Source organism: Algiphilus sp. (assembly GCF_023145115.1).
Classification (GTDB): domain Bacteria; phylum Pseudomonadota; class Gammaproteobacteria; order Nevskiales; family Nevskiaceae; genus Algiphilus.
Window position 1 is genome coordinate 18631 of sequence record NZ_JAGLEJ010000048.1, and the last position, 26957, is coordinate 45587.

General features: G+C 68.3%; 29 protein-coding genes and 1 other RNA gene. 20 read left to right on the forward strand and 10 right to left on the reverse strand.

Annotation, left to right across the window (positions count from 1 at the left end):
- The first annotated feature begins 6 nt into the window (after positions 1-6).
- Positions 7-1380: a DNA repair protein RadA gene (gene radA / locus KAH28_RS15945; protein WP_290578333.1), complete on the forward strand. Its 1374-nt coding sequence runs from the start codon at positions 7-9 to the stop codon at positions 1378-1380.
- Between the two features lie 6 nt (positions 1381-1386).
- Here radA and KAH28_RS15950 read toward each other — a convergent pair whose 3' ends face one another.
- Both KAH28_RS15950 and ccsA read right to left on the reverse strand, forming a co-directional pair.
- Positions 1387-2649, reverse strand: coding sequence for an HlyC/CorC family transporter (locus KAH28_RS15950; RefSeq protein WP_290578335.1), 1263 nt, complete (start codon positions 2647-2649; stop codon positions 1387-1389).
- Between the two features lie 71 nt (positions 2650-2720).
- Positions 2721-3500, reverse strand: coding sequence for a cytochrome c biogenesis protein CcsA (gene ccsA / locus KAH28_RS15955; RefSeq protein WP_290578337.1), 780 nt, complete (start codon positions 3498-3500; stop codon positions 2721-2723).
- A 96-nt stretch (positions 3501-3596) separates the two neighbouring features.
- Here ccsA and KAH28_RS15960 point away from each other — a divergent pair, with 96 nt between their 5' ends.
- The 7 genes from KAH28_RS15960 to KAH28_RS15990 all read left to right on the forward strand — a co-directional run bounded on the left by KAH28_RS15960 (position 3597) and on the right by KAH28_RS15990 (position 8482).
- Entirely contained in the window at positions 3597-4361 is a 765-nt protein-coding gene (locus KAH28_RS15960) for a 3',5'-cyclic-nucleotide phosphodiesterase (protein WP_290578339.1), read from the forward strand.
- An 84-nt stretch (positions 4362-4445) separates the two neighbouring features.
- Positions 4446-5903 carry a signal recognition particle protein gene (gene ffh, locus KAH28_RS15965; RefSeq protein WP_290578341.1) on the forward strand — a complete coding sequence of 486 codons (1458 nt, stop codon included), beginning with the start codon at positions 4446-4448 and terminating at the stop codon, positions 5901-5903.
- Positions 5904-6041: 138 nt separating this feature from the next.
- The gene (rpsP, locus tag KAH28_RS15970; RefSeq protein WP_290578343.1) at positions 6042-6311 is read left to right on the forward strand and encodes a 30S ribosomal protein S16; all 270 of its coding nucleotides are present in this window, start codon (positions 6042-6044) and stop codon (positions 6309-6311) included.
- Positions 6312-6336: 25 nt separating this feature from the next.
- Positions 6337-6858 carry a ribosome maturation factor RimM gene (gene rimM, locus KAH28_RS15975; protein WP_366918216.1) on the forward strand — a complete coding sequence of 174 codons (522 nt, stop codon included), beginning with the start codon at positions 6337-6339 and terminating at the stop codon, positions 6856-6858.
- A 103-nt stretch (positions 6859-6961) separates the two neighbouring features.
- Positions 6962-7720 carry a tRNA (guanosine(37)-N1)-methyltransferase TrmD gene (trmD, locus tag KAH28_RS15980; RefSeq protein WP_290578347.1) on the forward strand — a complete coding sequence of 253 codons (759 nt, stop codon included), beginning with the start codon at positions 6962-6964 and terminating at the stop codon, positions 7718-7720.
- Positions 7717-8067, forward strand: coding sequence for a 50S ribosomal protein L19 (rplS, locus tag KAH28_RS15985; RefSeq protein ID WP_290578349.1), 351 nt, complete (start codon positions 7717-7719; stop codon positions 8065-8067). The genes trmD and rplS overlap by 4 nt, the downstream gene beginning before the upstream one ends.
- Positions 8068-8191: 124 nt before the next feature.
- Positions 8192-8482 (forward strand): hypothetical protein, encoded by a 291-nt coding sequence (locus KAH28_RS15990; RefSeq protein WP_290578351.1) that lies wholly within the window; start codon positions 8192-8194, stop codon positions 8480-8482.
- 21 nt (positions 8483-8503) lie between these two features.
- Here the strand turns inward: KAH28_RS15990 and KAH28_RS15995 are convergent, their stop codons facing one another.
- From KAH28_RS15995 to KAH28_RS16010, 4 genes are all read right to left on the reverse strand, one after another.
- A complete protein-coding gene (locus KAH28_RS15995; RefSeq protein WP_290578353.1) occupies positions 8504-9382 on the reverse strand; it encodes a hypothetical protein in 879 nt (292 codons plus the stop codon).
- Between the two features lie 10 nt (positions 9383-9392).
- Positions 9393-10304, reverse strand: a complete 912-nt coding sequence (gene nadC, locus KAH28_RS16000) for a carboxylating nicotinate-nucleotide diphosphorylase (protein WP_290578355.1) — start codon at positions 10302-10304, stop codon at positions 9393-9395.
- A gap of 37 nt (positions 10305-10341) precedes the next feature.
- Positions 10342-11277, reverse strand: a complete 936-nt coding sequence (gene argF / locus KAH28_RS16005; protein ID WP_290578357.1) for an ornithine carbamoyltransferase — start codon at positions 11275-11277, stop codon at positions 10342-10344.
- A gap of 70 nt (positions 11278-11347) precedes the next feature.
- The gene (locus tag KAH28_RS16010) at positions 11348-11923 is read right to left on the reverse strand and encodes a Fe-Mn family superoxide dismutase (protein WP_290578359.1); all 576 of its coding nucleotides are present in this window, start codon (positions 11921-11923) and stop codon (positions 11348-11350) included.
- Between the two features lie 206 nt (positions 11924-12129).
- On the opposite strand from KAH28_RS16010, the gene grxD reads away from it, so the two are divergent.
- From grxD to KAH28_RS16030, 3 genes are all read left to right on the forward strand, one after another.
- The gene (gene grxD / locus KAH28_RS16015) at positions 12130-12456 is read left to right on the forward strand and encodes a Grx4 family monothiol glutaredoxin (RefSeq protein ID WP_290578361.1); all 327 of its coding nucleotides are present in this window, start codon (positions 12130-12132) and stop codon (positions 12454-12456) included.
- 85 nt (positions 12457-12541) lie between these two features.
- Positions 12542-14302 (forward strand): isocitrate dehydrogenase (NADP(+)), encoded by a 1761-nt coding sequence (icd, locus tag KAH28_RS16020; RefSeq protein WP_366918217.1) that lies wholly within the window; start codon positions 12542-12544, stop codon positions 14300-14302.
- 8 nt (positions 14303-14310) lie between these two features.
- Positions 14311-15096, forward strand: coding sequence for a molybdopterin-binding protein (locus tag KAH28_RS16030; RefSeq protein ID WP_290578363.1), 786 nt, complete (start codon positions 14311-14313; stop codon positions 15094-15096).
- 10 nt (positions 15097-15106) lie between these two features.
- Here the strand turns inward: KAH28_RS16030 and KAH28_RS16035 are convergent, their stop codons facing one another.
- Both KAH28_RS16035 and ppsA read right to left on the reverse strand, forming a co-directional pair.
- Positions 15107-16003, reverse strand: coding sequence for a DMT family transporter (locus tag KAH28_RS16035; protein WP_290578365.1), 897 nt, complete (start codon positions 16001-16003; stop codon positions 15107-15109).
- Positions 16004-16212: 209 nt separating this feature from the next.
- Positions 16213-18591, reverse strand: a complete 2379-nt coding sequence (ppsA, locus tag KAH28_RS16040) for a phosphoenolpyruvate synthase (RefSeq protein ID WP_290578366.1) — start codon at positions 18589-18591, stop codon at positions 16213-16215.
- A gap of 76 nt (positions 18592-18667) precedes the next feature.
- On the opposite strand from ppsA, the gene KAH28_RS16045 reads away from it, so the two are divergent.
- Positions 18668-19489, forward strand: a complete 822-nt coding sequence (locus tag KAH28_RS16045; RefSeq protein WP_290578368.1) for a pyruvate, water dikinase regulatory protein — start codon at positions 18668-18670, stop codon at positions 19487-19489.
- Positions 19490-19586: 97 nt separating this feature from the next.
- Positions 19587-19865 carry a hypothetical protein gene (locus KAH28_RS16050; protein WP_290578370.1) on the forward strand — a complete coding sequence of 93 codons (279 nt, stop codon included), beginning with the start codon at positions 19587-19589 and terminating at the stop codon, positions 19863-19865.
- 33 nt (positions 19866-19898) lie between these two features.
- On the opposite strand, the gene KAH28_RS16055 is transcribed toward KAH28_RS16050, so the two are convergent.
- The gene (locus KAH28_RS16055) at positions 19899-21518 is read right to left on the reverse strand and encodes an alpha-D-glucose phosphate-specific phosphoglucomutase (RefSeq protein WP_290578372.1); all 1620 of its coding nucleotides are present in this window, start codon (positions 21516-21518) and stop codon (positions 19899-19901) included.
- Between KAH28_RS16055 and KAH28_RS16060 the strand changes: the two genes are divergently transcribed.
- The 6 genes from KAH28_RS16060 to KAH28_RS16085 all read left to right on the forward strand — a co-directional run bounded on the left by KAH28_RS16060 (position 21511) and on the right by KAH28_RS16085 (position 25481).
- Entirely contained in the window at positions 21511-22020 is a 510-nt protein-coding gene (locus KAH28_RS16060; protein WP_290578374.1) for a DUF1249 domain-containing protein, read from the forward strand. The genes KAH28_RS16055 and KAH28_RS16060 overlap by 8 nt on opposite strands.
- Before the next feature lie 42 nt (positions 22021-22062).
- Positions 22063-22159: signal recognition particle sRNA small type (gene ffs, locus KAH28_RS16065), an RNA gene on the forward strand.
- Between the two features lie 260 nt (positions 22160-22419).
- Complete coding sequence (gene dnaX / locus KAH28_RS16070; protein ID WP_290578376.1) at positions 22420-24033, forward strand: DNA polymerase III subunit gamma/tau; 1614 nt, start codon at positions 22420-22422, stop codon at positions 24031-24033.
- 190 nt (positions 24034-24223) lie between these two features.
- Positions 24224-24547 carry a YbaB/EbfC family nucleoid-associated protein gene (locus tag KAH28_RS16075; RefSeq protein WP_290578378.1) on the forward strand — a complete coding sequence of 108 codons (324 nt, stop codon included), beginning with the start codon at positions 24224-24226 and terminating at the stop codon, positions 24545-24547.
- A gap of 3 nt (positions 24548-24550) precedes the next feature.
- On the forward strand, positions 24551-25159 hold the full coding sequence (recR, locus tag KAH28_RS16080; RefSeq protein WP_290578380.1) for a recombination mediator RecR: 609 nt from the start codon (positions 24551-24553) through the stop codon (positions 25157-25159).
- A 10-nt stretch (positions 25160-25169) separates the two neighbouring features.
- Positions 25170-25481, forward strand: a complete 312-nt coding sequence (locus tag KAH28_RS16085) for a hypothetical protein (RefSeq protein WP_290578382.1) — start codon at positions 25170-25172, stop codon at positions 25479-25481.
- Positions 25482-25583: 102 nt separating this feature from the next.
- Here KAH28_RS16085 and KAH28_RS16090 read toward each other — a convergent pair whose 3' ends face one another.
- On the reverse strand, positions 25584-26609 hold the full coding sequence (locus KAH28_RS16090; RefSeq protein WP_290578384.1) for an AraC family transcriptional regulator: 1026 nt from the start codon (positions 26607-26609) through the stop codon (positions 25584-25586).
- A 138-nt stretch (positions 26610-26747) separates the two neighbouring features.
- Between KAH28_RS16090 and KAH28_RS16095 the strand changes: the two genes are divergently transcribed.
- On the forward strand, positions 26748-26957 hold a 210-nt coding region (locus KAH28_RS16095; RefSeq protein ID WP_290578386.1), incomplete at its 3' end, for a hypothetical protein.

Here is a 26957-nt window from a genome sequence, read left to right on the forward strand (position 1 = left end):
ACTGACATGGCCCGCGGGCGGAAGCAGTTCGTCTGCCAGCAGTGCGCCGCCACCTCGCCGCAGTGGGCGGGGCAGTGCCCCGAATGCGGCGCCTGGAACAGCATGGCCGAGCAGACCGCGCCGGCCCGGTCGGCGGCGCGCGGCGCTGCCGCCGCCGGTCGCGCACCGGCGGCCGGTGTGCAGATCCTGTCCGAGGTCGCCGAGGATGCGCTGCCGCGTTCGGGCACCGGCATGCAGGAGTTCGACCGCGTGCTGGGCGGCGGTTTCGTCGCCGGCGGCGTCGTGCTCATCGGCGGCGATCCCGGCATAGGCAAGTCGACCCTGCTGCTGCAGGTACTGGCGCGCATGCAGGAGGGCGGAGCCACGCTGTACGTCACCGGCGAGGAATCGCCCTCGCAGGTCGCGCTGCGGGCGCGCCGGCTCGGTCTGCCGCGTCTCGACCTGCCGGTGCTGTCGGAGACCGGCGTCGAGGACATCGTCGCCGCGGCCGAGCAGGCGCGGCCGGGGCTGCTGGTGGTCGATTCGATCCAGACGCTGCATAGCGAGCGCGTGGAATCGGCAGCGGGGTCGGTATCGCAGCTGCGCGAGACGGCTTCCCAGCTGGTGGCCTATGCCAAGCGCAGCGGCTGCACCATCGTCCTGGTCGGTCACGTCACCAAGGAGGGCGCCATCGCCGGCCCGCGCGTGCTCGAGCACATGGTCGATACCGTGCTCTACTTCGAGCACGATGCCGGCAGCCGCTTCCGGGTGGTGCGCGCGGTCAAGAACCGCTTCGGCGCGGTCAACGAACTCGGCGTGTTCGCGATGGAGGAGTCGGGCCTGCGCGAGGTCCCCAATCCGTCGGCCATCTTCCTCTCCCGCCACGCCGAGCCGGTGCCGGGCAGCGCCGTCACCGTGGCGCTTCAGGGCAGCCGGCCGCTGCTGGTCGAGGTGCAGGCACTGGTCGACGCCGCGCAGAGCGGCCATCCGCGCCGCGTCACCCAGGGCACCGACGCCGGCCGGCTGGCCATGCTGATCGCCGTGCTGCATCGCCACGGCGGCATCGCGCTGGCCGATCAGGACGTGTTCGCGAATGTTGTCGGCGGCATGCGCATCGGCGAGACCGCGGCCGACCTGCCGGTGCTGCTGGCTGCGGTGTCCTCCCTGCGCGGCCGCGCCCTGGCCCCCGGCACCGTGGTCTTCGGCGAAGTCGGCCTTGCCGGCGAGATCCGGCCCGTCCAGCAGGGCGAGGAGCGCCTGCGCGAGGCCGCCAAGCAGGGCTTCAGGCGCGCGATCGTCCCGGCGGCCAACAAGCCGCGGCGGGCCGTGAAGCTGGATATCGAGGTGCGGGCGGTGGCGCGGCTGCAGGAAGCGCTCGAGGCGGCAGCGGACGCGGACTGAGCTCGACTATTCGGTGCCCGGGCGCACGCGCGCGGTGCGTACCGCGTTGCCGCGCGTCTCCGTGATCTCGACCGAGTAGTTCTTGAGCATGATGCGATCCCCGGGCTTGGGGATGGTCTCCATCGATTCGAGGATCAGTCCGTTGACGGTGCGCGGTCCGGCCGTGGGCAGCTTCCAGCCGAAGGAGCGATTGAGGCTGCGTACGCTCACCGTGCCGTGCACCAGGTAGCTGCCGTCGCTGTCGCGGTAGACGTTGCGGATGCGCGTTGCGGGGTCGGAGGTGAACTCGCCGACGATCTCCTCGAGGATGTCGGCGAGCGTCACCAGACCCTGGATGTCCCCGTACTCGTCGACGACGAAGCCGATGCGGCGCTTCTGGTTCTGGAAGTTGAGCAGCTGCTGGTTGAGCGGGGTGCCTTCCAGCACGAAGTAGGGCTCGACCGCGGTGCGTGCCAGTGCGGCGCCGCTCAGGTCGCCGCTGGACGAGGCGAGCTTGAGCACGTTGCGGACATGAATGACGCCGACGAGGTCGTCGATCGAGCCGCGGTAGAGCGGCAGGCGCGTGTGTTCGCTGCCCGTGATCTGCTCGGCGATGCGGGCATCGTCCTGTTCGAGGTCGATGCCGACGATCTCGTTGCGCGGGATCATGATGTCCTCGACGGTCGATTTCTCGAGATCGAGTATGGACAGCAGCATCGCCTGGTGGCGGTTCGGGATCATCGCGCCGGCCTCCGCCACCACCGAGCGCAGTTCCTCCGACGACAGCGAGTGCTGGGCGGCATCCTCCGGAGTGACACCGAGCAGGCGCAGCAGGCCGTTGCCGATGACGTTGACCAGCCACACCAGTGGCCACAGCAGGCGCATCAGCACCCAGTAGACGTAGGAGGCGGGCAGCGCCACGCGCTCCGGATAGAGCGCTGCCAGTGTCTTGGGGGCGACCTCGCCGAACAGGAGGATCACCAGCGTGAGCGCGCCCGACGCAATGGCGATGCCCGCCTCGCCGAACAGGCGCAGGCCGATGATGGTGGCGATGGAGGCCGCCAGGATGTTGACGAGATTGTTGCCCAGCAGGATCAGGCCGATGAGCCGATCGGGCCGCTGCAGGAGATGCTGGGCAAGCCTGGAACCGCGGTCGCCCTGGTTCGCACGGTGCGCCAGACGGTACCGATTGATGGTCATCAGCCCCGTCTCCGATCCGGAGAAGAAGCCCGACAACACGATCAGCACTGCCAGCAAGCTGAACAGGGCCGATAAGGGAATCTCGTTCAAAAGCGGCGTCGTCGCGGTACAGGCCGATCATTGTAGCCGGACGCCGCCGGCCATCGTCCAGCGCGTCGGCTTCAGCCCCAGTGCTGGCCCAGCAGGGCCTCCAGCACGAACTTGCTGCCGAAGTAGGCAGTGAGCAGCACCGCGTAGCCGGTCCAGGTCCACCGCAGCGCGGTGCGTCCCCGCCAGCCGTAGCGCCAGTGGCCCCACAGCAGCATCAGGAAGACTGCCCAGGACACCACCGACAGCACCGTCTTGTGGACCAGGTGCTGGGCCAGCAGGTCGTCCACGAAGAGGATGCCGGTCAGCAGCGATGCGCTGAGCATGCCCCAGGCCAGCCACAGGGCGCCGAACAGGGCGCTCTCCATGCTCTGCAGCGGGGGCAGGTTGCGCAGTCCACCCGGATCGGCGCCGCTGTGCAGATAGCGACTCTGGAATGCCAGCAGGATCGATTGCAGCGCCGCCAGCGTGAACAGGCCCGCCGCGAACACGGAGAGCCCGACATGAAGCTGCAGCGGCCAGCCCTCCACCGAGGCGCCGGTCTGCGTCGCGGTCGGCCAGGCGGCGATGATGGCCATCGCGCCGGACAGCGGGAAGGTGATCATCGCCAGCAGCACCACCGGCATGAAGCGCCAGGACAGCAGCAGCAGGAGCGAGGCCTGCCACAGGACCAGCGAGACCGCCTCGAGCAGGCCGATGTGGAGAACGCCGTCGTGGAACACGTCGCCCAGCAGCGCGACGGCGTGCAGCAGCACCGCGGCACTGCCGGCGCCGAACAGCAGCGCGCGCCGGGCGCGGTGGGCCGCGAAGGCCGCCACGCCGTAGGCAACCACGCACAGGCCTGCGAAGATCATCGACAGTACTCGCGTACACTCGGACAACGGGAATGGTAACTAGTCGCGACGCGCTTTGGCGCGCCCGCGTCGGGGGCCCGGAGGAACGGCGTCGTTATGGAGTTTCGCGTACTCGGATGCAGTGGGGGGCTGGGCAGCGGCGGGCACACCACGGCCTTCCTGCTCGGCGATCACACGCTGATCGATGCCGGCACCGGCGTCGGGCGTCTGTCGCTCGATGCCATGACGCGCCTGCGCAATGTCTTCCTCACGCACGCCCATCTCGACCACATCGCGGGATTGGCCTTCCTCGCCGATACGCGCTTCTCGCAGGCCGCGCCCACACTCCAGGTGCATGCCCGGGCATCGGTGATCCGCACCCTGCGCGCGCACATCTTCAACTGGCAGATATGGCCCGATTTCGCCAAGCTCGGCCACTATCAGGACGCAACCCTGGCGATGCATCGCGTGCGCATCGGGCAGGCGGTCGACGTGGACGGCGCGCGCATCACGCCGGTGCCGGCGCGACACACGGTGCCCGCCTGCGGGTATGCCGTGGAGACCGCCACCGGCACGCTGGTCTATTCCGGGGATACCACCGCCTGCACGCCGTTCTGGCGGGCGCTCAACCGACTGGAACGGCTCGATCATCTGGTCATCGAGGTGGCCTACAGTGACGAGCAGGCCGGCCTGGGCCGCGCGTCGCGGCACTACACCCCGCGGTTGCTGGGCGAGCAGCTCGCGCGTCTGCGGCACCGGCCGACGGTGCACATCACGCACCACAAGCCCGGCAGGGGCGAACGCATCGAGGCGCAGTGCGCCGGGGCGCTGGCGGGATGGGACTACCACCACCTCGCGATCGGCGACGTGCTGGAGGTCTAGCGGCCCTGCCCGTGGTCATCGCGATGGCGCCCGGGCCGGCCCGTTTGTCGTAGGCTACGCGACCCACATCCGACCGACCGCACCATGTTCGAGAGTCTGAGCGACCGCCTGTCGGCATCCCTGAAGGCCATCACCGGCGCCGGCCGGCTGAGCGAGGACGATGTCGCCCGCGCGGCGCGCGATCTGCGCATGGCGCTGCTCGAGGCGGATGTGGCGCTGCCGGTCGTGCGCGGCTTCATCGAGCGGGTGCGCGAGCGCGCGATCGGGGCCGAGGTCGCCAAGAGCCTGACGCCCGGCCAGCAGTTCCTGCGCATCGTGCAGGAAGAGCTCACCACCACGCTCGGCCGCGAGGCAGTACCGCTCAACCTGCGGGCCCAGCCGCCGGTGGTGATCCTCATGGCCGGTCTGCAGGGCTCGGGCAAGACCACGACGACCGGAAAGCTCGCGCGCCATCTGCGCGAAGTGCAGAAAAAGCAGGTTGCGGTAGTGTCGTGCGACGTCTATCGACCGGCCGCCATCGAGCAGCTGCGCGTGGTCGCGGGCCAGGCCGACGTGCGCTTCCTCGAGAGCGAGGCCGGCGAATCGCCCACCGTCATCGCGCGGCGGGCGCTCGAACAGGCGCGACACGATGTGCTCGATGTGCTGATCGTCGACAGCGCCGGCCGCACCGGCATCGACGAAGCCATGATGCGGGAGATCGGCGAGCTCCACGGCGCGCTGGAGCCCGCCGAGACGCTGTTCGTGGTGGACAGCATGACCGGTCAGGATGCTGCCAACACGGCGCGCGCCTTTGCCGACCGTCTGCCGCTGACCGGTGTGGTCCTCACCAAGGTCGACGGCGATGCGCGCGGCGGCGCTGCGCTGTCGGTCCGCGAGGTTACCGGCGCGCCCATCAAGTTTCTCGGCGCCGGCGAGAAGCTGGACAAGCTGGAGGCGTTCCACCCGGACCGGATCGCCGCACGCATTCTCGGGCAGGGCGACATGCTGTCGCTCATCGAGGAGACGGTCGACAAGGTCGATCGCGATCAGGCGGAGAAGCTCGCGCAGAAGCTGCGCGGCAAGGGCGGCTTCGATCTCGCCGATTTCCGCGAGCAGATGCTCCAGATGGAGAAGATGGGCGGCGTCGCCAGCCTGCTCGAGAAGATGCCCGGCGGCGCGCAGATGCAGGCCAAGCTCGCGCAGCAGAACCCCGAGAAGGAAATCGGTCGCTCGGTTGCCATCATCAATTCGATGACCCCGCTGGAGCGCCGTTTCCCCGACCGCATCCGGGCCTCGCACCGTCGGCGCATCGCCGCCGGCAGCGGCACGCAGGTCCAGGATGTCAATCGCCTGCTCCGTCAGTTCGAGCAGTCGCGCGACATGATGAAGAAGGTCGCCGGTGGCGGCATGGCGCGCATGCTCCGCGGGATGCAGGGCGGCATGGGTGGCATGAGCGGTATGCCCGGCGCCGGCGCGGGCGGCGGGCTGCCCCAGCTCGGGTCCGGTGGGCGCGGGGGGGGCGGAAAGCCCAAGAGCCGGAACAAGCGGAAGAAGCGGCGCTGACCGGAATCGCCGCATCGCCCGCCGCGCGGGCGCCCGGCGACCTCGCCCGGCCTCAGCTCGAGGCGGAGGGGTTTAATTTTCGGGCGGAACGACTACAATATCCGACTGAGCAGCACCCCTCATCGGATATATTACTCAATGGTCAAGATTCGTCTCGCGCGCGCCGGCTCCAAGAAGCGCCCGTTCTATCACATCGTTGCCACCGACAGCCGCAGCCGTCGTGACGGCCGCTTCATCGAGCGGCTGGGCTACTTCAATCCGTCCGCCACCGGTGGCGAGAAGGAGCTGGAGCTTGATGGGCAGAAGCTCGATGCCTGGCGCCAGAAGGGCGCGCAGGTCTCCGAGCGTGTGAAGTCGCTGGCGCGCTCGGCTCCCGAAGCCGTGCCGGCGGAGACGGCAGCAGCCTGATTTTGCCGCGGAAGCGGAGCTGACATTGGACGGGTTCGGTAAGCCTGTTACGGAGCGCTGGGTGACGCTCGGCCGCATCACCGGCGTGCACGGCGTGCGCGGCTGGGTGCGTGTGCAGTCCTTCACCCGGCCGGCCGAGAACATCTTCAGCTACGGGCCGTGGCTGATCCGCGGCGTCGAGCTCGCACGGCTCGACTACCGGGCCAGCGGGCGCGGATTCATCGTCCAGCTCAAGGGCATCGAGGATCGCGAGATCGCCGAGGAGCTGGTCGGCGAAGAGGTGCAGATCGAGCGGAGCTCGCTTCCCGAGCCCGCAGAGGGCGAATACTACTGGGCCGATTTGCTCGGCATGCAGGTAGTGACCACCGAGGAGATCGTGCTCGGGCAGGTGGATCGCCTTCTCGAGACCGGCGCCCAGGACGTGCTGGTGGTCAAGGCCGGCTCACGCGAGCATCTCCTGCCGTTCGTGCAGGGCCCGATCGTGAAGAGCGTGGACCTGCCGGCGCGCCGCATCGAAGTCGACTGGGAACTCGAGGAAGAGGGCTAGCACGGTCGCGCGCGGGCCGGGATGCATCCGCGTTCCGCCTCGCTTCCCGTGCCGCCCCGACCGGGCCGGCGCCACCGCTGCCGAGTTCCGGGAGGCATTCCACGTGCACATCGATGTCATAACGCTCTTTCCGGAGATGATCGAGCAGGCCCTCGGCCACGGCATCCCGAGGATCGCGCGCCACAGCGGGGCGCTCTCGCTGGCGACCCGCAATCCGCGCGATCACGCCGACAATGCGCATCGCACGGTGGACGATCGTCCCTTCGGCGGCGGGCCCGGGATGGTGATGCAGGCACCTCCGGTCATCGCGGCCGTGGAAGCCGCACGCGCCGCGCAGCCTGACACGCTGGTGGTCGCGATGAGTCCCCAGGGCGAGCGCCTCGATCAGCACTGGCTGCAACGACTGGCCGAGCGACCGGCGCTGACCCTGCTCTGCGGTCGTTACGAAGGGCTCGACGAGCGCATCGTGCGCGCGGTCGACCTCGAACTGAGTCTCGGGGACTTCGTGCTCTCCGGCGGCGAACTGGCGGCGATGGCCGTCATCGACGGCGTTGCCAGGCTGCTGCCGGGCGTGCTCGGGCACCAGTCGTCGGCCCGGGAGGACTCATTTGTTGAAGATTTGCTCGATTGCCCGCACTATACGCGCCCCGCGACGTGGCGCGGGGAGTCGGTCCCCGAGGTTCTGCTTTCCGGCGATCACGCGCGTATCGCGCGCTGGCGGCTGCAGCAGGCGCTCGGAGCGACATGGCTGAAGCGCCCCGACCTGCTCGAGGGCGTCGAATTGAACGCGGAATCCAGGGCGCTGCTCAGTGAATTCATAGCGCAGTGCCAGAACAAGACGGTCAGGAACGAAGAAGCATGACGAACATCATCCAGGAGCTCGAAGCCGAGCAGATGCAGCGCGAGATCCCGGCTTTCCGGGCGGGCGACACGGTCGAGGTCAAGGTCAAGGTGAAGGAGGGCGATCGCGAGCGCCTGCAGGCCTTCGAGGGCGTCGTCATCGCGATTCGCAACCGCGGCCTGAACTCCGCCTTCACCGTGCGCAAGATCTCGCATGGCGAGGGCGTCGAGCGCGTCTTCCAGACCTACAGCCCGCAGCTGGCCGAGATCAAGGTCAAGCGCCACGGCGATGTGGCGCGCTCCAAGCTCTACTATCTCCGCGAGCTGCGCGGCAAGGCCGCTCGCATCAAGGAGCGCGTGCGCAAGTAGCGCCGCACCCCGGCTCCGTTCCCACGGGCCGGCATCACGCCTCGACATCGCGCCGGCGCGTACCACTTTGGTGCGCGCCGGCGTAAACTGTCTGTCATCCGGCACACGGATACAGGAGACCGTCATGGCGGGGGGGAGACTCGCACTGGCGCTGATGCTGATTGCCGCGCTCGGCGCGTGCAGTGCTGAGGATCAGTGCCGCGAAGGGGTAGGAGAGATCAGCCGCGAGTTCCGCGCGCTGCACAGCGCGGACGACGGGCGGCTCAGCCGCGACGACGATCTTGTCGAGGGCGGCATGCACGTCAACAATGCGGAGTCGCAGCTTGCCACGCGCAACTTCGAGGGTTGCGTGGAGAGTCTGCGCCAGGCGCGGGACTATCTCGCGCGTGCGCGCGACAAGCTGGAGGCGGACTGAGTCAGGCCGCCGCTGCGGGCATCAGAGCAGCCCCTCATCATGCAGCCAGGCCAGCGTCTCGCCCAGGATGCGCCGGATCATCGCGTCGGCGCTCGAATGAAGATGTCCGCCCTCGAGATCGCGTCGCGCCGCTGTCGCCCGTGAATCGGTCATGGCCGTCCAGAGGGCGTTCGTGGCCCGCTCCGGAATGATGCGATCGTCGCGCGCCGTAACCAGCAGGGCCCGCTGGTCGGGACCCAGCTGTCGCGCATGCTCCTCAGGTGAGGGCAGCCGCGCATAGGCGGTGATGAACCAGCTGAGCGCATCGGCGAGAAGACGTCCGGCGCGGCCGAAGCGCGGCTCGAAACGCAGCGCGAGTTGATGCGCGATGACCGTGTCCAGATTGCCGTAGCCCTGTACGGCGACCATGCCCGGAATATCGTGCCGTGCCGCGGTCACCACCGCGAAGGGAGCGCCCAGGCTGGCACCGACGACCGTGATGCGCTCGCCGTCGATGGCGGGGTGGGCAACAAGCGCGTCGAACAGGGCGCCGATGCCCTCCAGCGTGTCGAATATCGCGGCTCGCGCCGCCGGAAGATGCCGGATGCTGCCGGGAAAGGTGAAGCTCCGGGGCGGGTCGTAGGGATAGTCGAAGCTCGCCATGGCCATGGGGGCATCGACATCCGGCAGCAGATCGAGCGTACGGTCTGCGCTCTGCAGGCCGCCGAAGAGCATGACCGCCGGTACCGGCGTGTCGCCGGAGTCGTTCGGCAGCCGCAGCTCGGCCGCGATGCGGCGGCCGTTGTCGAGCGTGAGGGTGACGGTTTCCCGGCGATGGTCGGCGAGGGCGCTGCCGACGGGGAGCGCGAGCAGCGCCGCCAGCGCGATGGCGCGCAGCCGGATCGGCGGGCGCGGGCGCATGACGCGGGGCTCAGCGCATCTTGACGCTGAGTGCGTGCACCGGTCCGGGATTCTCGGTCTCGCGGGCCTCGTTGAGGCGCATCGAGATGTCCACTGCCTGCACGTTCTTGGTGAGGCCGCCGATGGAGATGCGGTCCACGCCGGTGTCGGCGATGTCGCGCACATTGCTGATGGTGATGCCGCCGGAGGCCTCGATGATGGTCTGTGCCCGGTTGAAGCGGCGGTACTCGCGGGTCATCGCGACCGCCTTGGTCAGCAGGTGCGTGGCGAAGTCGTCGCACAGCAGCAGGTCGACGGCGCCGTCGAGGGCGGCCTGTACTTCGTTGAGGTTCTCGGCCTCGCACATCACGGGCACACCCGCATCCAGTGCCCGCGCCGCGTCGATGGCTTCCTTGATGCCGCCGGCGGCCGCGATGTGATTCTCCTTGATGAGGATGGCGTCGAACAGGCCCATGCGGTGATTGCGGCCGCCACCGCAGCGCACCGCGTACTTCTGCGCGCTGCGCAGGCCGGGAATGGTCTTGCGGGTGTCGACGATCTCGGCGTCGGTGCCGCGCACGCGCTCGACGAAGCGGCGCGTCACGGTCGCGGTACCGGACAGCGTCTGCAGAAAGTTGAGCGCGGTCCGCTCCGCGGTCAGCAGGCTCGGGGCCGGGCCGTGCCAGTCGCAGATGGCATCACCGGCCTTGACGTTGTCGCCCTCGGCGGCCTGCCACTCGATGCGGATGGCCGGATCGACACGGCGGCAGACCGCCTCGACCCACGGGATCCCGCACAGCACCAGTGGCTCGCGCGCCAGCAGACGGGCGCTCGATTCGCGATCGGGGACCAGACGCGCCGTATGGTCGCCGTCGCCGAGATCCTCGGCCACGGCGTGGGCCACGACGGTTTCGATGTCTTCGGGCAGGGCGGTCTCGGACATGGTGACAATCGGCTCGGTGGCGCGCGTTCGGACGCGGTCAGTCCACGAGTGTAACCGCACCGGGTGTGCCCGGCGGCGCTAGCAGGGCCTCGACCAGGGCCTTCTGCGCGTGCAGGCGGTTCTCGGCCTCCATCCACACCCGGCTCTGCGGGCCGTCGATGACCGATGCCGCGACTTCCTCACCACGGTGTGCCGGCAGGCAATGCAGGAAGATGGCTTCGCGCGCCGCGGAAGCCATCATCGCGTCGTCGACACAGTATCCGGAGAAAGCGCGGCAGCGCGCCTGATGCTCCTCCTCCTGCCCCATGCTCGCCCAGACATCGGTCACCACGACGTCGGCGTTCTCCACTGCTGCCAGGGGGTCGTTGCCGATGGCGGCGTTGCCGCGCGCCAGCGCCTGCCATTCCGCGTCCGGTTCGAAGCCGCGGGGCGTGGCCACGCGCATCTCGAATCCGAACAGGCCGGCAGCCTCGAGCCACGAGTGGCAGACATTGTTGCCGTCGCCGACCCAGGCCACGCGCGCGCCGGTGATCTCGCCGCGGCATTCGACGATGGTCTGTATGTCGGCGAGCAGCTGGCAGGGGTGGCAGGCCTCGGAGAGTCCGTTGATGATGGGGACGGTCGATACCGCGGCCATCGCTTCCTGCTGCGCCTGGGCGTCGTTGCGCACCATGATGGCGTCGCACATCGATGACAGGACGCGCGCGGTATCACCGACCGGTTCGCCGCGGCCGAGCTGGGTGTCGCGCGGCGACAGGAAGATGGCGTGGCCGCCGAGCTGCGCCATGGCTGCCTCGAAGCTGACGCGCGTGCGCGTGGAACTCTTCGAGAACACCATCGCCAGCACCTTCCCCAGCAGCGGCCGGTGCGCCGGGTCGGAGGCGCGCTTGAGCGCGATGGCGCGCGTGACCAGCGCGCGCAGCGCTTCGGCGGGCAGGTCCGACAGGCGGAGAAAGTGGCGGGGCGAGGGCATGTTGGGGGACCGGAATGGAAAGGCCGCGCAATGCGCGGCCTGTTGCGGATCGGAACTCTGCGGAGACGCTTCAGGCGAGATTCTGCTCCACGAACTCCCAGTTGACCAGAGACCAGAAGGCCTCGAGGTACTTCGGGCGGGCGTTGCGGTAGTCGATGTAGTAGGCGTGCTCCCAGACATCGCAGGTCAGCAGTGCGCGGTCACCGCTGGTCAGGGGCGTGCCGGCGTTGGAGGTCGAGGTCACGGCCAGCGAGCCGTCGGCCTTGCGCACCAGCCACGCCCAGCCCGAGCCGAAGGTACCCACGGCGGTCTCGGTGAACTGCTTCTTGAAGTCCTCGATGCCGCCGAACTCGCGCACCAGCGCATCGGTGATCTTCTTGCCCGGCGGCTTCTGCTCGGGCGTCAGGCAGTGCCAGAAGAAGCTGTGATTCCAGATCTGGGCGGTCTGGTTGAAGAGCTTCCCCGAGGACTTGGTGATGATCTCCTCGAGCGGCATCTGTTCGTACTCGGTACCGTTGATCAGCTTGTTGGCCGTGTCGACGTAGGTCTTGTGATGCTTGCCGTGGTGGAAGTCGAGGGTTTCGGCCGACATGTGGGGCTCGAGCGCGTCGCGCGCGTACGGCAGTTCGGGCAGCGTCAACGCCATCTTGGCTCTCCTGGAGGTCTGGTCTGGGGAACATTCGCTGGCCGGGCTTGTCCTGCCCGGTGATCGGATCGCAAAGTCCGCTCACAGTGTAAACCGAGTCGTTCGATTACCTGCAAGCGCCCGCATCGGGGCTTGCGGCGGTGCCGTTCGACCGGTCGGCATTTCCCTATACTGTCGCCCCCGCCGCAACGCGAGGAAGGAATTCCATGGACGCACTCGAACGCATCACCAAGCAGGTCACCGAGAATCCGGTGCTCATCTACATGAAGGGGTCGCCCGATTTCCCGCAGTGCGGCTTCTCGGCGCGCGCCGTGCAGGCACTCAAGGCATGCGGGGTCCCGTTCGCGTTCGTCAACATCTACGAGAACGAGGACATCTACCGCGCGCTGCCGGGCTACGCCAACTGGCCGACCTTTCCGCAGCTCTACGTGAAGGGCGAGTTGGTGGGCGGCTGCGACATCACGCTCGACCTCTACGAGCAGGGCGAGCTCGAGCGCATGCTGCGCGAAGCCGTGCAGGAGGGGGACGCCTAGTCGGAGAGCGGGGCGTGGGCGTTCGGGCGCGAGTGCTAAACTCGCCCGATAACGCCCAACCACCCTGCTTTCAAGGAGACCCTTCATGCCCCGTCACGTCAAGGTCCCGGAAACCGGCGAGAAGATCCGAGTCGAGAACGATCGGCTCGTCGTACCGGATCAGCCCATCCTCGGGTATGTGGAGGGGGACGGAATCGGGCCGGACATCACCCGCGCCTGTCTCCGCATCTGGGACGCCGCCGTGGAGAAGGCCTACGGCGGGAAGCGCAGGATCCACTGGTGCGAGGTGTTCCTCGGCGAGAAGGCTGCGGGTCTCTACGACGGGGACTACTTCCCGCAGGAGTCCCTCGAGGCCTTCCAGGATCTCATCGTATCCATCAAGGGGCCGCTGACGACGCCGGTGGGCGGCGGTTTCCGCAGCCTCAACGTGGCGCTGCGCCAGGATCTCGATCTCTACGCCTGCGTGCGACCGGTACGGCACTACTCGGGCGTGCCGAGCCCGCTCAAGCATCCCGGCAAGGTCGATGTCGTGATCTTCCGCGAGAACACCGAGGACGTTTACTGCGGCATCGAGTTCAAGTCGGGCACCGAGGAGAACGAGCGGCTCGCCAAGTTCCTGCGCGAGGAGATGGGCGCCGAGTTCTTCGATGCCGCCGGTCTCGGCGTCAAGCCGGTTTCGGAGTTCGGCAGCAAACGCCTGGTGCGCAAGGCCATCCAGTACGCCATCGATCACGGGCGCGAGTCGGTGACCCTGGTGCACAAGGGCAACATCATGAAGTTCACCGAGGGCGCCTTCCGCAGCTGGGGCTACGAGGTCGCCCGCGACGAGTTCGGTGACGTCACCATCACCGAGGAGCAGCTCTACAACGAGCACAAGGGCAAGGTTCCCGAAGGCAAGATCGTCATCAAGGATCGCATCGCCGACATCATGTTCCAGATGATGCTGCTGCGGCCCGAGGAGTTCGACGTGCTCGCCACCATGAACCTCAACGGCGACTACCTCTCCGACGCCATCGCGGCCGAGGTCGGCGGCGTCGGCATCGCGCCGGGCGCCAACATGTCCGATCACGTCGCGGTGTTCGAGGCGACGCACGGCACCGCGCCGAAGTACGCCAACCTCGACAAGGTCAACCCGGGCTCACTGCTGTTCTCGGGCGTCATGATGCTCGAGTACATGGGCTGGCAGGAGGCCGCCGACCTGATCACGCTGGCCTACCCCGAGGTCATCACCGACGGCGTCGTCACCTATGACTTCGCACGCCAGATTCCGGGTGCCACCGAGGTCAAGACGTCGGAGTTCGCCACCGCGCTGATCGAGCGCATGCAGGGCTCCATCGATCTCGAGTCCAAGCGCCAGCAGCAGCAGGAGTTGCTCGCCAAGGAGCGCCGCCAGCGCGAGATCCGTCGCCTGCTCGAGCCGATGGAGGAGATGCTCGCCACCGGCAAGGTGCCGACCGCGGTTGCCGATCTCATGACCCGCTCGCTGATCACGGTGCGCGACGAGGAGACGGTGGAGTCCGCCATGCACGTGATGGCGGACAACGATGTCAATGCGCTCGTGGTCGAGCCGGACGGCGACGGCCAGTGGGGCATCCTCACCAAGCGCGACATCATCACCAAGATCGTCAACGGCAGCCGCAATCCGGCGGCGACGCGCGTGTCCGAGATCGCCACCCGTCCGCTGGTGTCGGTTCCGGCCGAGACCACCATCCGAGAGGCCGCCAACATCCTCTCGGAGAAGCAGTTCTCGCGCCTGACCATCGAGCAGGGCGGGCGCGTCATCGGCATCGTCAGCGAGGACGACATCTTCGAGACGGTCGAGAAGTTCGGCTGGACGACCGACTAGCGGGCGGCATGCGCGCGCAGCAACGCGTCGGCCTGCTGGTCATCGGCGACGAGATCCTCTCCGGCAAGCGGCAGGACCGGCACTTCGCCGCGGTCGTCGCGATGCTCGCGGAGCGCGGCATCGAGCTGGCCTGGGCGCAGGTGCTCGGCGACGACGAGGCCCGGATCGCCACCTCGCTCGCGCGCGCCGGCGAGGATGGCGATGCCGTGCTCAGTTGCGGCGGCATAGGCGCCACACCGGACGATGTCACGCGGCAGGCCGCTGCACGCGCCGGTGGGCGCGCGCTGGCGCTGCACGAAGCGGGTGCGGCCATCCTGCGCGACAAGTTCGGCGACCGTGCGACGCCGCAGCGTCTGCGCATGGCGGAGTTCCCGGAAGGCGCCGAACTGATTCCGAACCCGGTCAACGGCGTGGCCGGTTTCTCGCTGGGGAGCTGGTACTTCGTTCCGGGCTTCCCGGACATGGCGTGGCCGATGCTGGAGTGGGTGCTGGACCAGCGTCTTCGCCATCTGCACAACGCCGAGCCGGCCGAGGAGTATCGGCTGCGCGTCATAGGTACCACCGGCGAGAGCGATCTGCTCGACCTCATGGAAGGGTTGCTGGCGGCGCATCCCGCGATTCGTCTGTCGAGCCTGCCCGCGCGCCACCGTGACCAGGAGGAGCGCCATATCGAACTGGGTGTGCGCGGGGCAGCGGCCGATGCCGCGCGCGCCTATCGGGAGCTGCGCGATGGGCTATCCGTCCGCGAGGGGCTGCGCATCGAGGAACTTCGGCCGCCCGACGCCGCCGGCTGACGCGCCGTCGTCACGCCCGTGCGGGCGTCGCGCGCTTCTGCTGCCAGCTCGCCAGGATGCACGCTGCCACCACCAGCACGGCGCCGCCCATGGCCTGCACGCCGGGTGTCTCGCCCCACAGCGCCCACCCCAGAAGTGCCGCGAACACCACCGAGCTGTAGGTAATGGCGCCGACCCGCGCCGCGGGCGCCACCGAGTAGGCGCGCGTCAGGCAGAGCTGGCCCACCAGGGCCAGCACGCCGGCGCCGACCATCACCCAGAATGCGCTCGTTTCCGGTCGCTCCCAGGCCCAGAGCAGCGGCACCCCCGAAATGAGCGTGCTGAGCAGCGAGAAGTAGAAGACGATGCGCGGAGTGGTCTCGGTGCGCGAGACGCGGCGTATGGACACCATCGCGGCGGCGGCCAGCACGCCGGAAAGCGCGCCGATCAGCGCCGGCCAGCGCAGCAGGCCGGCGGACGCGGGGTCGACGATCAGTGCGATGCCGCAGAAGCCGAAGACGCTCACCGGCAGGATGACCAGCGGCGGCACCTCGCGCAGCCACAGCCAGGCGATCACCGGAATGAACAGCGGTGCGCTGTAGTTGAGCAGTACCGCCTCCGCGAGGTGGAGATGGTGCAGCGCGTGGAAGAAGCAGTACATCGCCGCCAGTCCGAAGCCGGCGCGCAGCAGATGGCCGCCGAGGTGGCGCGTCGCCAGGCCGCGCACGCGCACGCGCAGGATCCACGGCAGCAGTGCGACCAGTGCCACCGCGTTGCGCATGAACACCACCATCTCGTTCGGCATGGTTGCGCTGGCGGTCTTGATGCAGGCCCCCACCATCGCGAACGAGGCCGCCGCGCCCAGCGCGTACAGGGCGCCCAGCCGGAGATCGTCGGGGGGTAGGGCGGTTTGCGGAGGGTGCGCCACGTCAGGGCCGAGGGCTGAGAGCCGCAGATTGCGCAGATCTCCGCAGATCCGGAAGAAGCATAGAACCACAGATTGCACGGATTTCCACAGATTTCTTCCAGCGCGGGTGAGCGCTGACTTCGTCAGCGCCACCGGCGAATAATCCCTTTAATCTGCGTAATCTGTGGTTCTAAGCTCTTGAATCTGGGCCAATCTGCGGTTCCGGGCCGCTACTGCGACTTGCCCGCGAGGAACAGCCAGGTTTCGACCACCGTATCCGGGTTGAGCGACATCGACTCGATGCCCTGGTCGAGCAGCCAGCGCGACAGCTCGGGATAGTCGGACGGGCCCTGGCCGCAGATGCCGACGTACTTGCCCTGCTCGCGACAGGCCTTGATGGCCATGCCCAACATGCGCTTGACGGCCTCGTCGCGCTCGTCGAAGAGATGCGCGATCAGGCCGGAGTCGCGGTCCAGGCCCAGGGTGAGCTGGGTCATGTCGTTGGAGCCGATCGAGAAACCGTCGAAGTACTGCAGGAACTGGTCGGCGAGCACCGCATTGGACGGCAGCTCGCACATCATGATCACCTTGAGCCCGTTCATGCCGCGCTCCAGGCCGTTCTCGCCCAGGATGCGCGTCACCGCCTCGGCTTCGCCCAGGGTGCGTACGAAGGGGATCATCAGCTGGACGTTGTCCAGCCCCATCTCGTCGCGCACGTAGCGCATGGCGCGGCACTCGAGATCGAAGCAGGGCCGGAACTCGTCCGAGATGTAGCGCGAGGCGCCGCGGAAGCCCAGCATCGGGTTCTCCTCGTGCGGCTCGTACTGCTGACCACCGAGCAGGTTGGCGTACTCGTTGGTCTTGAAGTCCGACATGCGCACGATGACCGGCTCCGGCGCGAAGGCCGCTGCGATGGTGGCCACGCCCTCGGCGAGACGCTGCACGAAGTACTCGACCGGGTCCTCGTAGGCCGCGATGATGGGCGCGATCTGGCGCTTGATCTCGTCGGGCTGGCTGTCGTAGGCGAGCAGGGCCTGCGGGTGGATGCCGATCTGCTTGTTGATGATGAACTCGAGCCGAGCCAGCCCGACGCCCTTGTTGGGCAGCGCCGAGAAGTCGAAGGCCTGGTCGGGGTTGCCGACGTTCATCATGATCTTGACCGGCAGTTCCGGCATGTCGTCGAGCGGGATCTCGTCGACCGCGAAATCGACATGGCCCTCGTAGATGTTGCCGGTGTCGCCCTCGGCGCAGCTCACCGTCGCGGAGTCGACGTTGAGCAGCGCCTTGGTGGCGTCGCCGCAGCCGACCACCGCCGGAATGCCGAGCTCGCGCGCGATGATGGCGGCGTGGCAGGTGCGGCCGCCGCGGTTGGTGACGATGGCCGCGGCACGCTTCATGACCGGCTCCCAGTCCGGATCGGTCATGTCGGTGACCAGCACGTCGCCCTTGTCGACCTTGTCCATCTGGTCGATGGAGCTGAGGATCTTGACCTTGCCGGCGCCGATCTTCTGGCCGATAGCGCGCCCGGTGGTCACGACCTTGCCGCGCGACTTCAGCTTGTAGCGGCGCAGCACGCTGGTCTGGGCGCGCGACTGCACGGTCTCGGGCCGCGCCTGGAGGATGTAGAGGCCGCCGTCGAAGCCGTCCTTGCCCCATTCGATGTCCATGGGGCGCCCGTAGTGCTCCTCGATGATCACCGCGAAACGCGCCAGCTGCTCGGCGTCGGCATCGGTGAGGCAGAAGCGCTGGCGGTCGGCGGCGTCGACATCGACGAACTCGACCGTCTTGCCCACGTCCTGCGAGCCGGCGTAGATCATCTTCTTCGCCTTGGTGCCGAGCCCGCGGCGCAGCACCGCGGGCCGGCCGGCCGCCAGGCCCGGCTTGTAGACGTAGAACTCGTCGGGGTTCACCGCACCCTGGACCACGGCCTCGCCGAGGCCGTAGCTGGCGGTGATGAACACTGCATCGCGGAAGCCGGACTCGGTGTCCATCGTGAACATGACGCCGGAGGCACCGGTGTCCGAACGCACCATGCGCTGCACGCCGGCCGACAGCGCCACCTGGTCGTGGGCGAAGCCGTGGTGCACGCGGTAGGAGATGGCGCGGTCGTTGAACAGGCTGGCGAAGACTTCCTTGATCGCCAGAAGAACGTTGTCTATGCCGTTGATATTGAGGAAGGTTTCCTGCTGGCCCGCGAAGGAGGCATCGGGCAGGTCCTCGGCGGTGGCCGACGAGCGTACCGCCACCGTGATGGGCGCGCCGGCGGCCTCCATCATCTTGTCGTAGCTGGTGCGGATGTCCGCTTCCAGAGCGGGCGGGAAGGGCGCGGCGATGACGTCCTCGCGGATCGCCTTGCCGACGCGCGCCAGCTCGGTGACGTCGTCGACATCGAGCGCGCCGAGCTGCGCATTGATGCGATCCGCCAGCCCCTCGTGCGACAGGAACTCGCGGTAGGCATTGGCGGTGGTCGCGAAACCGCCCGGCACGTTGACGCCGGCTGCCGCCAGGTGCTGGGTCATCTCGCCGAGTGAGGCATTCTTGCCACCCACTCGATCGACATCACCCATGCCGAGGTTCTCGAACCAGACCACATTCTCGTCGCTGCTCATCCCGCATTCCCCGCTATAGTGCGCAGCGGCGCCGCGCCGCGCGCTTCAGATAAGTTTCCGCGCAAGGCAGATCGCGATGTCCACCCTGCACGTCTTTTTCGTCTCCGATCGCACCGGCATCACGGCCGAAACCCTGGGTAACGGCCTGCTGACGCAGTTCGATCAGTTCCAGTTCCGCCGGCAGACGCTGCCCTTCGTGAACAGCATCGAGAAGGCCAAAGCGACCGTGGAGTATATCGATCACGTGGCCGAGGGCAGCGAGCGCCTTCCGGTCATCTTCTCGACCACCGTCACCGACGACGTGCGCGCCATTCTAAGGGGCGCGAACGCGCTTTTCTTCGATCTCTTCGAAACCTTCATTCCGGCGCTGGAGAAAGCGCTCGACACCAAGTCTACGCACGCGGCCGGCCGCGCGCACGGCCTTTCCGATGCCGCGCGCTACCGGATGCGCATGGATGCGATCAATTTCGCCCTCGAGCACGACGATGGCGTGTCCACCCGGAAGCTGGAGCAGGCCGACATCGTCATCATCGCGCCGTCGCGCTGCGGCAAGACGCCGACGAGCCTCTATCTGGCCATGCAGCACGGCCTCTACGCCACCAACTACCCGCTGATCGAGGAGGATCTCGAGGCCCTGCGCCTGCCGCGCGTGCTGCAGCCGCACGAGGGCAAGCTCTTCGGCCTGACCTCAGACCCCGAGCGGCTGGCGCAGGTGCGCAGCGAGCGGCGGCCGAACAGCCCCTACGCCAGCGTGCAGCAGTGCGCGTACGAGCTGCGGCAGGCCGAGGGGCTGTACAAGCGGCGCGGGATCCCCTTCGTCAACTCGGCCAACATGTCGGTCGAGGAGATCGCCAGCGTCGCCATGCAGGAGAAGAAGCTGCGGCGCCAGTCGTTCTGAGCGATCACGCGCGGCCGGCGGGGCGCAGCCGCACCGCGACTTGCGCCGACCGGGTCCGCGCGCGACACTCGTGCGCCCGTCGTTCCCGGAGCCCGTCATGAGCCGCATCTACACGCTGAAGGACATCGTGCACCAGGCCGTCGACGAGGGCGCCAACACGGTGGAGGACGTCCACCAGCGGGTGGCGGCGCTGCCCTTCGACCAGCTCGAGCGCATCGCCGCCATCGAGGGGCTGGTGCGCCGCGCGCGGGGTTTCCACGATCAGGTCGCGGGCACCGTCTACGACACCGTCCGCGCGGTCAATGCGCGCGTCGACGAGCTCGCCGAGGACGCGCTGGCGCGTTCGGGCGTCCAGCGCGACGAAGCGGGCGACTAGAGCAACCAGGGCGGCGGCCGGCGCCGGGCGCGCTCAGGTCACCACATCGGGCTGCGCGCGACCGCTCTCGGCGCGCAGCCCGGTGATGGTCTCCGCGATCTCGGCCACCGCGTCGAGACAGGCGGCATCGTCGATGACATCGCGCCGGTAGCGCTCCAGGTACAGACGCAGCGTCGCGTCGCCGGTGCCCGTGCCGGACTTGCGCAGGACAATGCGCGCGGCGTCACCGAAGACCACCCGCAGCCCCTGGTGCTCGGCGCGGCTGCCGTCAACCGGATCGGTGTAGGCGAAGTCGTCCGCGGCGGTCACGCGCAGGCCGGCGAACTCGCAGCCCGGCAGCGACGCCACGCGATCGCGCAATGCATCGGTGATGCGGTCGGCGGTGGCCTCGGGCAGGCCCTCGTAGTCGTGCCGCTGGTAGTAGTGGCGCCCGTAGTGCGCCCAGTGCGCCCGCGCCAGCTCCGGCAGCGACCGGCCGGTGACCGCCAGCACGTTCATCCAGGCCAGCGCGGCCCAGAGGCCGTCCTTCTCGCGCACATGCGACGAGGAGGTGCCGAAGCTCTCCTCGCCGCAGAGCGTGAGCCGGCCCGCGTCGAGCAGATTGCAGAAGTACTTCCAGCCGGTGGGGGTCTCGTGGCAGGGCAGGCCGCGTTCGGCGGCGACCACGTCCAGCGCCCGGCTGGTGGGCATCGATCGTGCGACGCCCCGCAGCCCGTCACGGTAGCCCGGCAGCCGGTCCAGATGCGCGGCGAGCATCGCCAGCGAGTCGCCCGGACTCAGGAACAGTCCGGGCCCCAGGATCATGTTGCGGTCGCCATCGCCGTCGCTCGCCGCGGCGAGATCCGGCGCTCCGTTCCCCATCATCTCGTCGACCAGCGCGCCTGCATGGATCAGGTTCGGGTCGGGATGGCCACCATTGAAGTCGGGCAGGGGGGTGGCGTTGCGCACGGCCGATTCGGGCGCGCCCAGCTGCTCGATCAGAATGCGGCGCGCATAGGGGCCGGTGATGGCGTGCATGGCATCGAACACCATGCGATGGCCGCTGCGCAGCCAGTCGCGCACGGCGTCGAAGTCGAACAGCGTCGTCATCAGGTCGGCGTAGTCGCTGACACCGTCGATCACCGCCACCCGGCAGCCCTCGACATCGCGCTCACCCGTCGTGCCGATATCCAGCGGCGCCAGATCGGCGATCCGGTACCGATCCAGCGACAACGTCGTGCGGTGGATGGCATCGGTGAGTGACTGGGGCGCCTGACCCCCGCCGCGGATATTGAACTTGATGCCGAAGTCGCCCTCCACTCCGGCCGGGTTGTGGCTGGCGGTGAGAACGAAACCGCCGTCGGCGTCGAGGTGGCGCACCAGATGGGAGGCCGCCGGCGTCGACAGCCAGCCGTTGCGGCCGACGATGATCCGCGTCACGCCGTGCGCGATGGCCATCGCGATGATGGTCTGGACCGCGACGTCGTTGTGGTGGCGGCCGTCGCCGCCAACCACCAGCGTGCCACCGCGCAGCTCCGGCACGTTGCGGAATACCGCCTCGACGAAGTTCTCCAGATAGTGTGGCTGCGCAACCGTGGCCACCTTCTTGCGCAGTCCGGCAGTGCCGGGCTTCTGGTCGGGGAAGGGGGTGGTGGGGATTTCGCGGATGGACATGAAGACGGTGGCGCGTGAAGGCGTCCCGATATCTTATAGTCGCCTCATGGCATCACGCGTCATCACCCCCGCGACCAGTCTCGGCGCGCTGCACGTGCTCTACGAGCGCGGGTTCCAGCTCGCGCAGCAGCTCGTGCCGGAACTGGACCTGCCCTTCGTGTCCGCGGTCTCCGAGGTCGAGGGCGAGCCGCCGCTTTATCTGTCGACGATCGCGCGCGACCGCTACACATCGTGCTTCCGGCTCACCTACGAGATCGACGGCATCTATACGCCCGATCTGCACATCAAGGTCTACCGCGATGCGCGCGTGGCCGAGGCACTGCAGTGCACCAACCGCCCGCCCTGGCTGGCCGCGGACGAGGCCGACCCCGAAGCGTTACACTTTCTCAGCGCGCAGTGGCGGCGCAACGCGATGATGGTCAAGTGGTTGGCCTACCTGCTTGAGCGCGGTCACGGGTTCGTGCACGCCGCCCGCCCTCGCGAGAAGCTTCCGCGGTCCTGATCCGCGCTTCGCAGCAATGAATGCATCGAGTCCATGGTGGCCTGCGTTGGCCCCCGCAACGACGACCCGCGAACCCCGCCAGGCCCGGAAGGGAGCAACGGTAGCGGCGAAGTCGGGTGCCGGGACCGCTGGCGCAGGCCGCCACCAACAAGGTGTGCCTACGGCCGAAGGCCGTCGACCACAGCCCCGCTCCCGCTCCGCGGGAGAGGGGGAGGCCGTGTGCGGAGCGCACGGTGGGGGGAGGGCGCCTCAAGCAGGCAGTCGCGCCCCGGGCCACGAAGCCGGGACGCAACCGGCAGCAGCCGAGGGCCGTCGATCAAAGCGCCGCTGCAGCACGGCGGGAGAAGCCGGAACCGCCCGGACGGCCCGTTCCATAGCACGTCACGAGATCCGCACCGCATGAGCTACATGGCCCTGGCGCGCCGTTACCGGCCGAGGCGCTTCGACGACGTGCTCGGCCAGCCGAGCGTGGTGCGGGCGCTGCGCAATGCGCTGGACAGCGACAGCCTGCACCACGCGCTGCTGCTCACCGGCACCCGCGGCGTCGGCAAGACCACGCTGGCGCGCATTCTCGCCAAGTCGCTGAACTGCGAGCGCGGCGTGACCAGCGAGCCGTGCGGCGAGTGCGGCGCCTGCCGCGAGATCGACGAGGGCCGCTTCGTCGACCTGCTGGAGATCGACGCCGCCAGCCGAACCAAGGTCGATGACACCCGCGCCATGCTCGACAACGTGCAGTACGCGCCGGTGCGGGGGCGCTACAAGATCTACCTCATCGACGAGGTTCACATGCTGTCCGGGCATTCCTTCAATGCGTTGCTGAAGACGCTGGAGGAGCCGCCCGATCACGTGAAGTTCGTGCTCGCCACCACCGATCCGCAGAAGCTGCCCGTGACGGTACTGTCGCGCTGCCTGCAGCTGCATCTGCGGGCGCTGCCGGAAGGCACCATCCGCACGCTGCTCGACCAGGTTCTGGCTGCCGAAAGCCGTGAGGCCGAGGCCGCTGCGGTGGCCCTGCTCGCCGAGGCCGCGGACGGTTCCATGCGGGACGCACTGTCGCTGCTCGACCAGGCGCTGGCCCACGCCGGCGGCGGCACGCTGGCCGCCGAGTCGGTGGGCGAGATGCTCGGTCTCGGCGGGCAGAATGCGCTGGCCCGGTGCATCCGCGCGATCGCCGAGAGCGATGCCGCGACCCTGCAGTCGACCCTGCGCGAGCTGGCGGAGATGGCGGTGGATCACGGCGGTCTGCTGGACGACCTGGCTTCGTTGCTGCAGGCCACCGCTTTCGCGCAGGCGTTCACCGGAGCGGCCGCCGACAGTGCGCGCGGGCAGGAAGCCGAGACGCTGGCCGGACTGCTCCCCGAAGGCGACGTGCACGTGTTCTACGACATGGCGGTGCACGCACGCCGCGATCTCGCCTGGGCGCCGTCGGCCCGCATCGGCTTCGAGATGGCGCTGCTTCGCATGTGGTGCTTCCGGCAGGAGGCCGTCGAGGACGGTGGCGATACCGGCGGCAGTCCGCAAGGCGGCCAAGCGGAAACCGGCAGCGCTCCGGCTTCCGGCGCCGGGAGCGCGCCGATCGGAGCCGTCGCACGGGACACGCCGACCGCCGCCGATGCGAGACCTGCGCCGGATGACACGCCGACCGCAGCCGCCGGACACTGGCAGCAGCGGGTCGAAGCCGCGTCGCTGGAGGCCTACGCACGCGAGCTGGTGCGCAACTGCGTGCTCGAATCCGAAACCGAGGATCACATCGAACTGCTGCTCGCCGCCGAGATGCGCCATCTGCTGCGCGACGAGCACAGCACCCGGCTGCGCGAGGCCTTCGGCAAGACCGTGCACATCCGCTGCGTCGAAGCGCTGCCGGACTGGAGTCCGGCGCGCATCATGCGCACCGCCCGCGAGCAGGCGCTCGCCGACGCGGCGTCCCGGCTGGAGGCCTCGCCGGTCTACCGGCTGCTGTCGAGCCGGCTCGGCGCCGAGCTGCAGCGCGACGAGATCCGGCTGCTCCACTAGCGCGGGCGCGTGGACGCCGGGTATCGGGTGCGGGATCGCGTCGTGCGCGCAGCTAGCGGATGATGCCCCTCGACCGGTTCCACACGGTCGGAGGGCGGTTGAACCGCGCGGCGCCGCGGAACCACCGGCACGGCATTAGGATCGCATTCAGACCAGCGCGCGCCAGGCGCGCCATGCAACAGGAGCGAACATGAAAGGTGCACTCGGTCAGATGATGCAGCAGGCGCAGAAGATGCAGGAGGACATGCGTCGCGCCCAGGAGGAAGTCGCCCAGATGGAGGTGACCGGCGAATCCGGCGCGGGGCTGGTCAAGGTCACGCTCAACGGCAAGTACCAGGCGCGCAAGGTCGAGATCGACCCTTCCGCCCTGGAGGAAGACAAGGATTTCCTCGAGGACCTGGTGGCGGCCGCCATCAACCATGCCGCCGAGAAGGTCGAGAAGGCAGTGCAGGAGAAGATGGCGGGCGTGACCGGCGGGATGCAGCTGCCGCCGGGCTTCCAGATGCCGATGTAGCGCGTGAGCGACGCATTCCCGCCACCGCTCGCGCGACTCGTCGAGGCACTCAAGCGCCTGCCCGGCGTGGGCGCCAAGTCGGCGCAGCGCATGGCGCTCCACCTGCTGGATCGCGATCGGGAGGGGGCACGCTTCCTGGTCGAGAGCATCGGCGGAGCGCTCGACGATCTGACGCGCTGCCCCACATGCCGCATGTACCGCGCGGCCGAGCACTGTCGCTACTGCAGCGACGAGCGAAGCCGCGCCGGACAGTTGTGCGTGATCGAGTCGCCGGCCGACCTGCTCGCCATCGAGCAGCACACCGACTACCGCGGGCGCTACTTCGTCCTGCTCGGCCGCCTCTCGCCGCTGGAGGGCACGGGGCCGGACGAGCTCGGCCTCGATCAGTTCGCCGAGCTGCTGCGCTCGGACTGGGTGCGCGAGGTCATCCTCGCCACCAACCCCACCGTCGAGGGCGAGACCACTGCCTACTACCTGAGCGAAATGGCCCGTGCCGCGGGCATTCCGATCACGCGGCTGGCGCACGGACTGCCGGTGGGCGGCGAGCTCGAGTACCAGGACCGTGGCACGCTGTCGCACGCGTTCTCGGGGCGCCGGGCCTTCGAGGAATGATGCGCGCCGCGTGACACTCGACGGCCTGCTCATCGGCGCCGCCGCCATGGCGTGGACCACCGTGCTGTGGTTCTACGGCCGTGCCGAATACCGCGAGCCGCGCTGGATCCACCTGCTGGGCACCACCGCGGTCTGCTTCGCCTGCTTCTGGATTCCGTGGGTCGGCTGGCTGGCGGCCGTCGTCGTCCAGCACATGGCCCTGCGGCGCCTGTTCGACCTGCCGGCGCCGGCGGCACGCATCATGAGCCTGTCGCTGCTGGCCCTCTACCTGGCGGTGCGTCTGCTGTTCGCCTTCGCGGGGCCACCGCCGCCGCCGCTTTGAAGTGCGCAAGAGGGGCGCTTCTTCCGGGATACTCCGGCGCACAACCCTGGCGTCGCCGGACCATCCCGCCTCGCCGCTTCGCTGCCTCTCGACGAGCCACGATCAGCCGTGTGTTGCGTTTCCATCCGTCGCAAGGCTGCGGCGGATCTGCAATGGGCTCCTGCCGAACCATCGACGACAGGCGTGGGTCAGTGTGCTCTGTTCCTGGTATCCGATCAGAGCGGCCACCTGAGCGAGAGGGATTCTCCGGTCCGCCAGGAGTTCGCTGGCTCGCGTCTTGCGGCAGTCCTCGACGAGGAGGTGGAAGCTGTGCCCGGAGCGTTCGAGCTGTCGCTGAATAGTACGGGGGTGCATGGAGAGCTGGGTAGCAATGCGTGCCAGGTTGCACTGCCCGGTCGGGAGCAGACGGGCAATGAGATGCTCCACCTGCGTATGAACATCGAGCGCATCCTGGCCGATCAGTGGTGCCAGATACGCCTCTATGGCGTCCTTCAAGTGTTCATCCGCCAGATCGAGAGGACGGTCGAGCCAGTGATTGTCGATGATCAGTGCATTGACTTCTTGTCCGAATCGGGCGCGTACGCCGAACGCGGGGATGTAGTCACGGGGATTGGCCGACGAGTGATGCCGGAACAGCACTGCCCTGGGCTTGAACTCCAGCCCTGCAAACAAGCGGAAGCCGTTGACCGCAAAGGCTAGCGAGAACTCCGTCATCTGCGGACGCGCGGGCGCGCGCCCGGCTTGAAACGTCAAGTTGTAGTGCAGGGTAGAGGTGTGCTCGTCATGCCGTACCAGGTCCATGAGAATGGCCGGACTGTAGGTGTGCAGGTGGGATGTGACCGTGACGGCGGCCTCGCGCACTGAGCGCGAACGCACCGCCAGCAGCGCCAGTGGACCGAGCTTGTCGAGGCTCTGGTAGCCCGTGAGCTGCAGGCCCAGGGTGGGGCACCGTAGCTCGGTCGCGGTCTGCTCGAAGAGGCGCACAACGGTTGCGTAGGGCACGAAGGCAGTCACCGACTCCGCGTTGGTCTGATCCATATGGAACGCCTTCAGCAGCGTTGCGGGGTCGCCCCCGAGGTGCGTGACGAGGCTCCGATAACCGGACAGGACGGTGGCGCGGATCAGCATCCTGTCATCTAGAAGCAAAAATATGTCGGGTGCAAGCAATTAATGCGCACCGAGGCGCGCCACGATGATCGTCGTCCGAGTGCCTTCGCGGATGCCCCGCGAACGGACGAGGACCGACAATCAGGAGGAGGTCACGTCATGTCCTACGCTGAATCCAATGCGGTGTTCGGTACGGAATCGTCCACAACCGACGGGCACGCGGATGCTCCGGCTGCATTTCCGCGATGGCTCCTTTGGGCCGTATGGGCGGCGCTCGCGGTTCCGTCCTACTTCATCGGCATGTATGCCCTGCGCTACCTGTACACGGGGCCGGAAGGCGTGGAATGTAGTTGCCCCTATATCCCCGGA

Bases quoted from the DNA above. Each gene is read 5' to 3' on its own strand.
- radA (WP_290578333.1), top strand. From the start codon at position 7: ATGGCCCGCGGGCGGAAGCAGTTCGTCTGCCAGCAGTGCGCCGCCACC.
- ccsA (WP_290578337.1), bottom strand. From the start codon at position 3,500: ATGATCTTCGCAGGCCTGTGCGTGGTTGCCTACGGCGTGGCGGCCTTC.
- KAH28_RS15960 (WP_290578339.1), top strand. From the start codon at position 3,597: ATGGAGTTTCGCGTACTCGGATGCAGTGGGGGGCTGGGCAGCGGCGGG.
- ffh (WP_290578341.1), top strand. From the start codon at position 4,446: ATGTTCGAGAGTCTGAGCGACCGCCTGTCGGCATCCCTGAAGGCCATC.
- rpsP (WP_290578343.1), top strand. From the start codon at position 6,042: ATGGTCAAGATTCGTCTCGCGCGCGCCGGCTCCAAGAAGCGCCCGTTC.
- rplS (WP_290578349.1), top strand. From the start codon at position 7,717: ATGACGAACATCATCCAGGAGCTCGAAGCCGAGCAGATGCAGCGCGAG.
- KAH28_RS15990 (WP_290578351.1), top strand. From the start codon at position 8,192: ATGGCGGGGGGGAGACTCGCACTGGCGCTGATGCTGATTGCCGCGCTC.
- KAH28_RS15995 (WP_290578353.1), bottom strand. From the start codon at position 9,382: ATGCGCCCGCGCCCGCCGATCCGGCTGCGCGCCATCGCGCTGGCGGCG.
- nadC (WP_290578355.1), bottom strand. From the start codon at position 10,304: ATGTCCGAGACCGCCCTGCCCGAAGACATCGAAACCGTCGTGGCCCAC.
- argF (WP_290578357.1), bottom strand. From the start codon at position 11,277: ATGCCCTCGCCCCGCCACTTTCTCCGCCTGTCGGACCTGCCCGCCGAA.
- KAH28_RS16010 (WP_290578359.1), bottom strand. From the start codon at position 11,923: ATGGCGTTGACGCTGCCCGAACTGCCGTACGCGCGCGACGCGCTCGAG.
- grxD (WP_290578361.1), top strand. From the start codon at position 12,130: ATGGACGCACTCGAACGCATCACCAAGCAGGTCACCGAGAATCCGGTG.
- icd (WP_366918217.1), top strand. From the start codon at position 12,542: ATGCCCCGTCACGTCAAGGTCCCGGAAACCGGCGAGAAGATCCGAGTC.
- KAH28_RS16030 (WP_290578363.1), top strand. From the start codon at position 14,311: ATGCGCGCGCAGCAACGCGTCGGCCTGCTGGTCATCGGCGACGAGATC.
- ppsA (WP_290578366.1), bottom strand. From the start codon at position 18,591: ATGAGCAGCGACGAGAATGTGGTCTGGTTCGAGAACCTCGGCATGGGT.
- KAH28_RS16045 (WP_290578368.1), top strand. From the start codon at position 18,668: ATGTCCACCCTGCACGTCTTTTTCGTCTCCGATCGCACCGGCATCACG.
- KAH28_RS16050 (WP_290578370.1), top strand. From the start codon at position 19,587: ATGAGCCGCATCTACACGCTGAAGGACATCGTGCACCAGGCCGTCGAC.
- KAH28_RS16060 (WP_290578374.1), top strand. From the start codon at position 21,511: ATGGACATGAAGACGGTGGCGCGTGAAGGCGTCCCGATATCTTATAGT.
- KAH28_RS16055 (WP_290578372.1), bottom strand. From the start codon at position 21,518: ATGTCCATCCGCGAAATCCCCACCACCCCCTTCCCCGACCAGAAGCCC.
- dnaX (WP_290578376.1), top strand. From the start codon at position 22,420: ATGAGCTACATGGCCCTGGCGCGCCGTTACCGGCCGAGGCGCTTCGAC.
- KAH28_RS16075 (WP_290578378.1), top strand. From the start codon at position 24,224: ATGAAAGGTGCACTCGGTCAGATGATGCAGCAGGCGCAGAAGATGCAG.
- KAH28_RS16090 (WP_290578384.1), bottom strand. From the start codon at position 26,609: ATGCTGATCCGCGCCACCGTCCTGTCCGGTTATCGGAGCCTCGTCACG.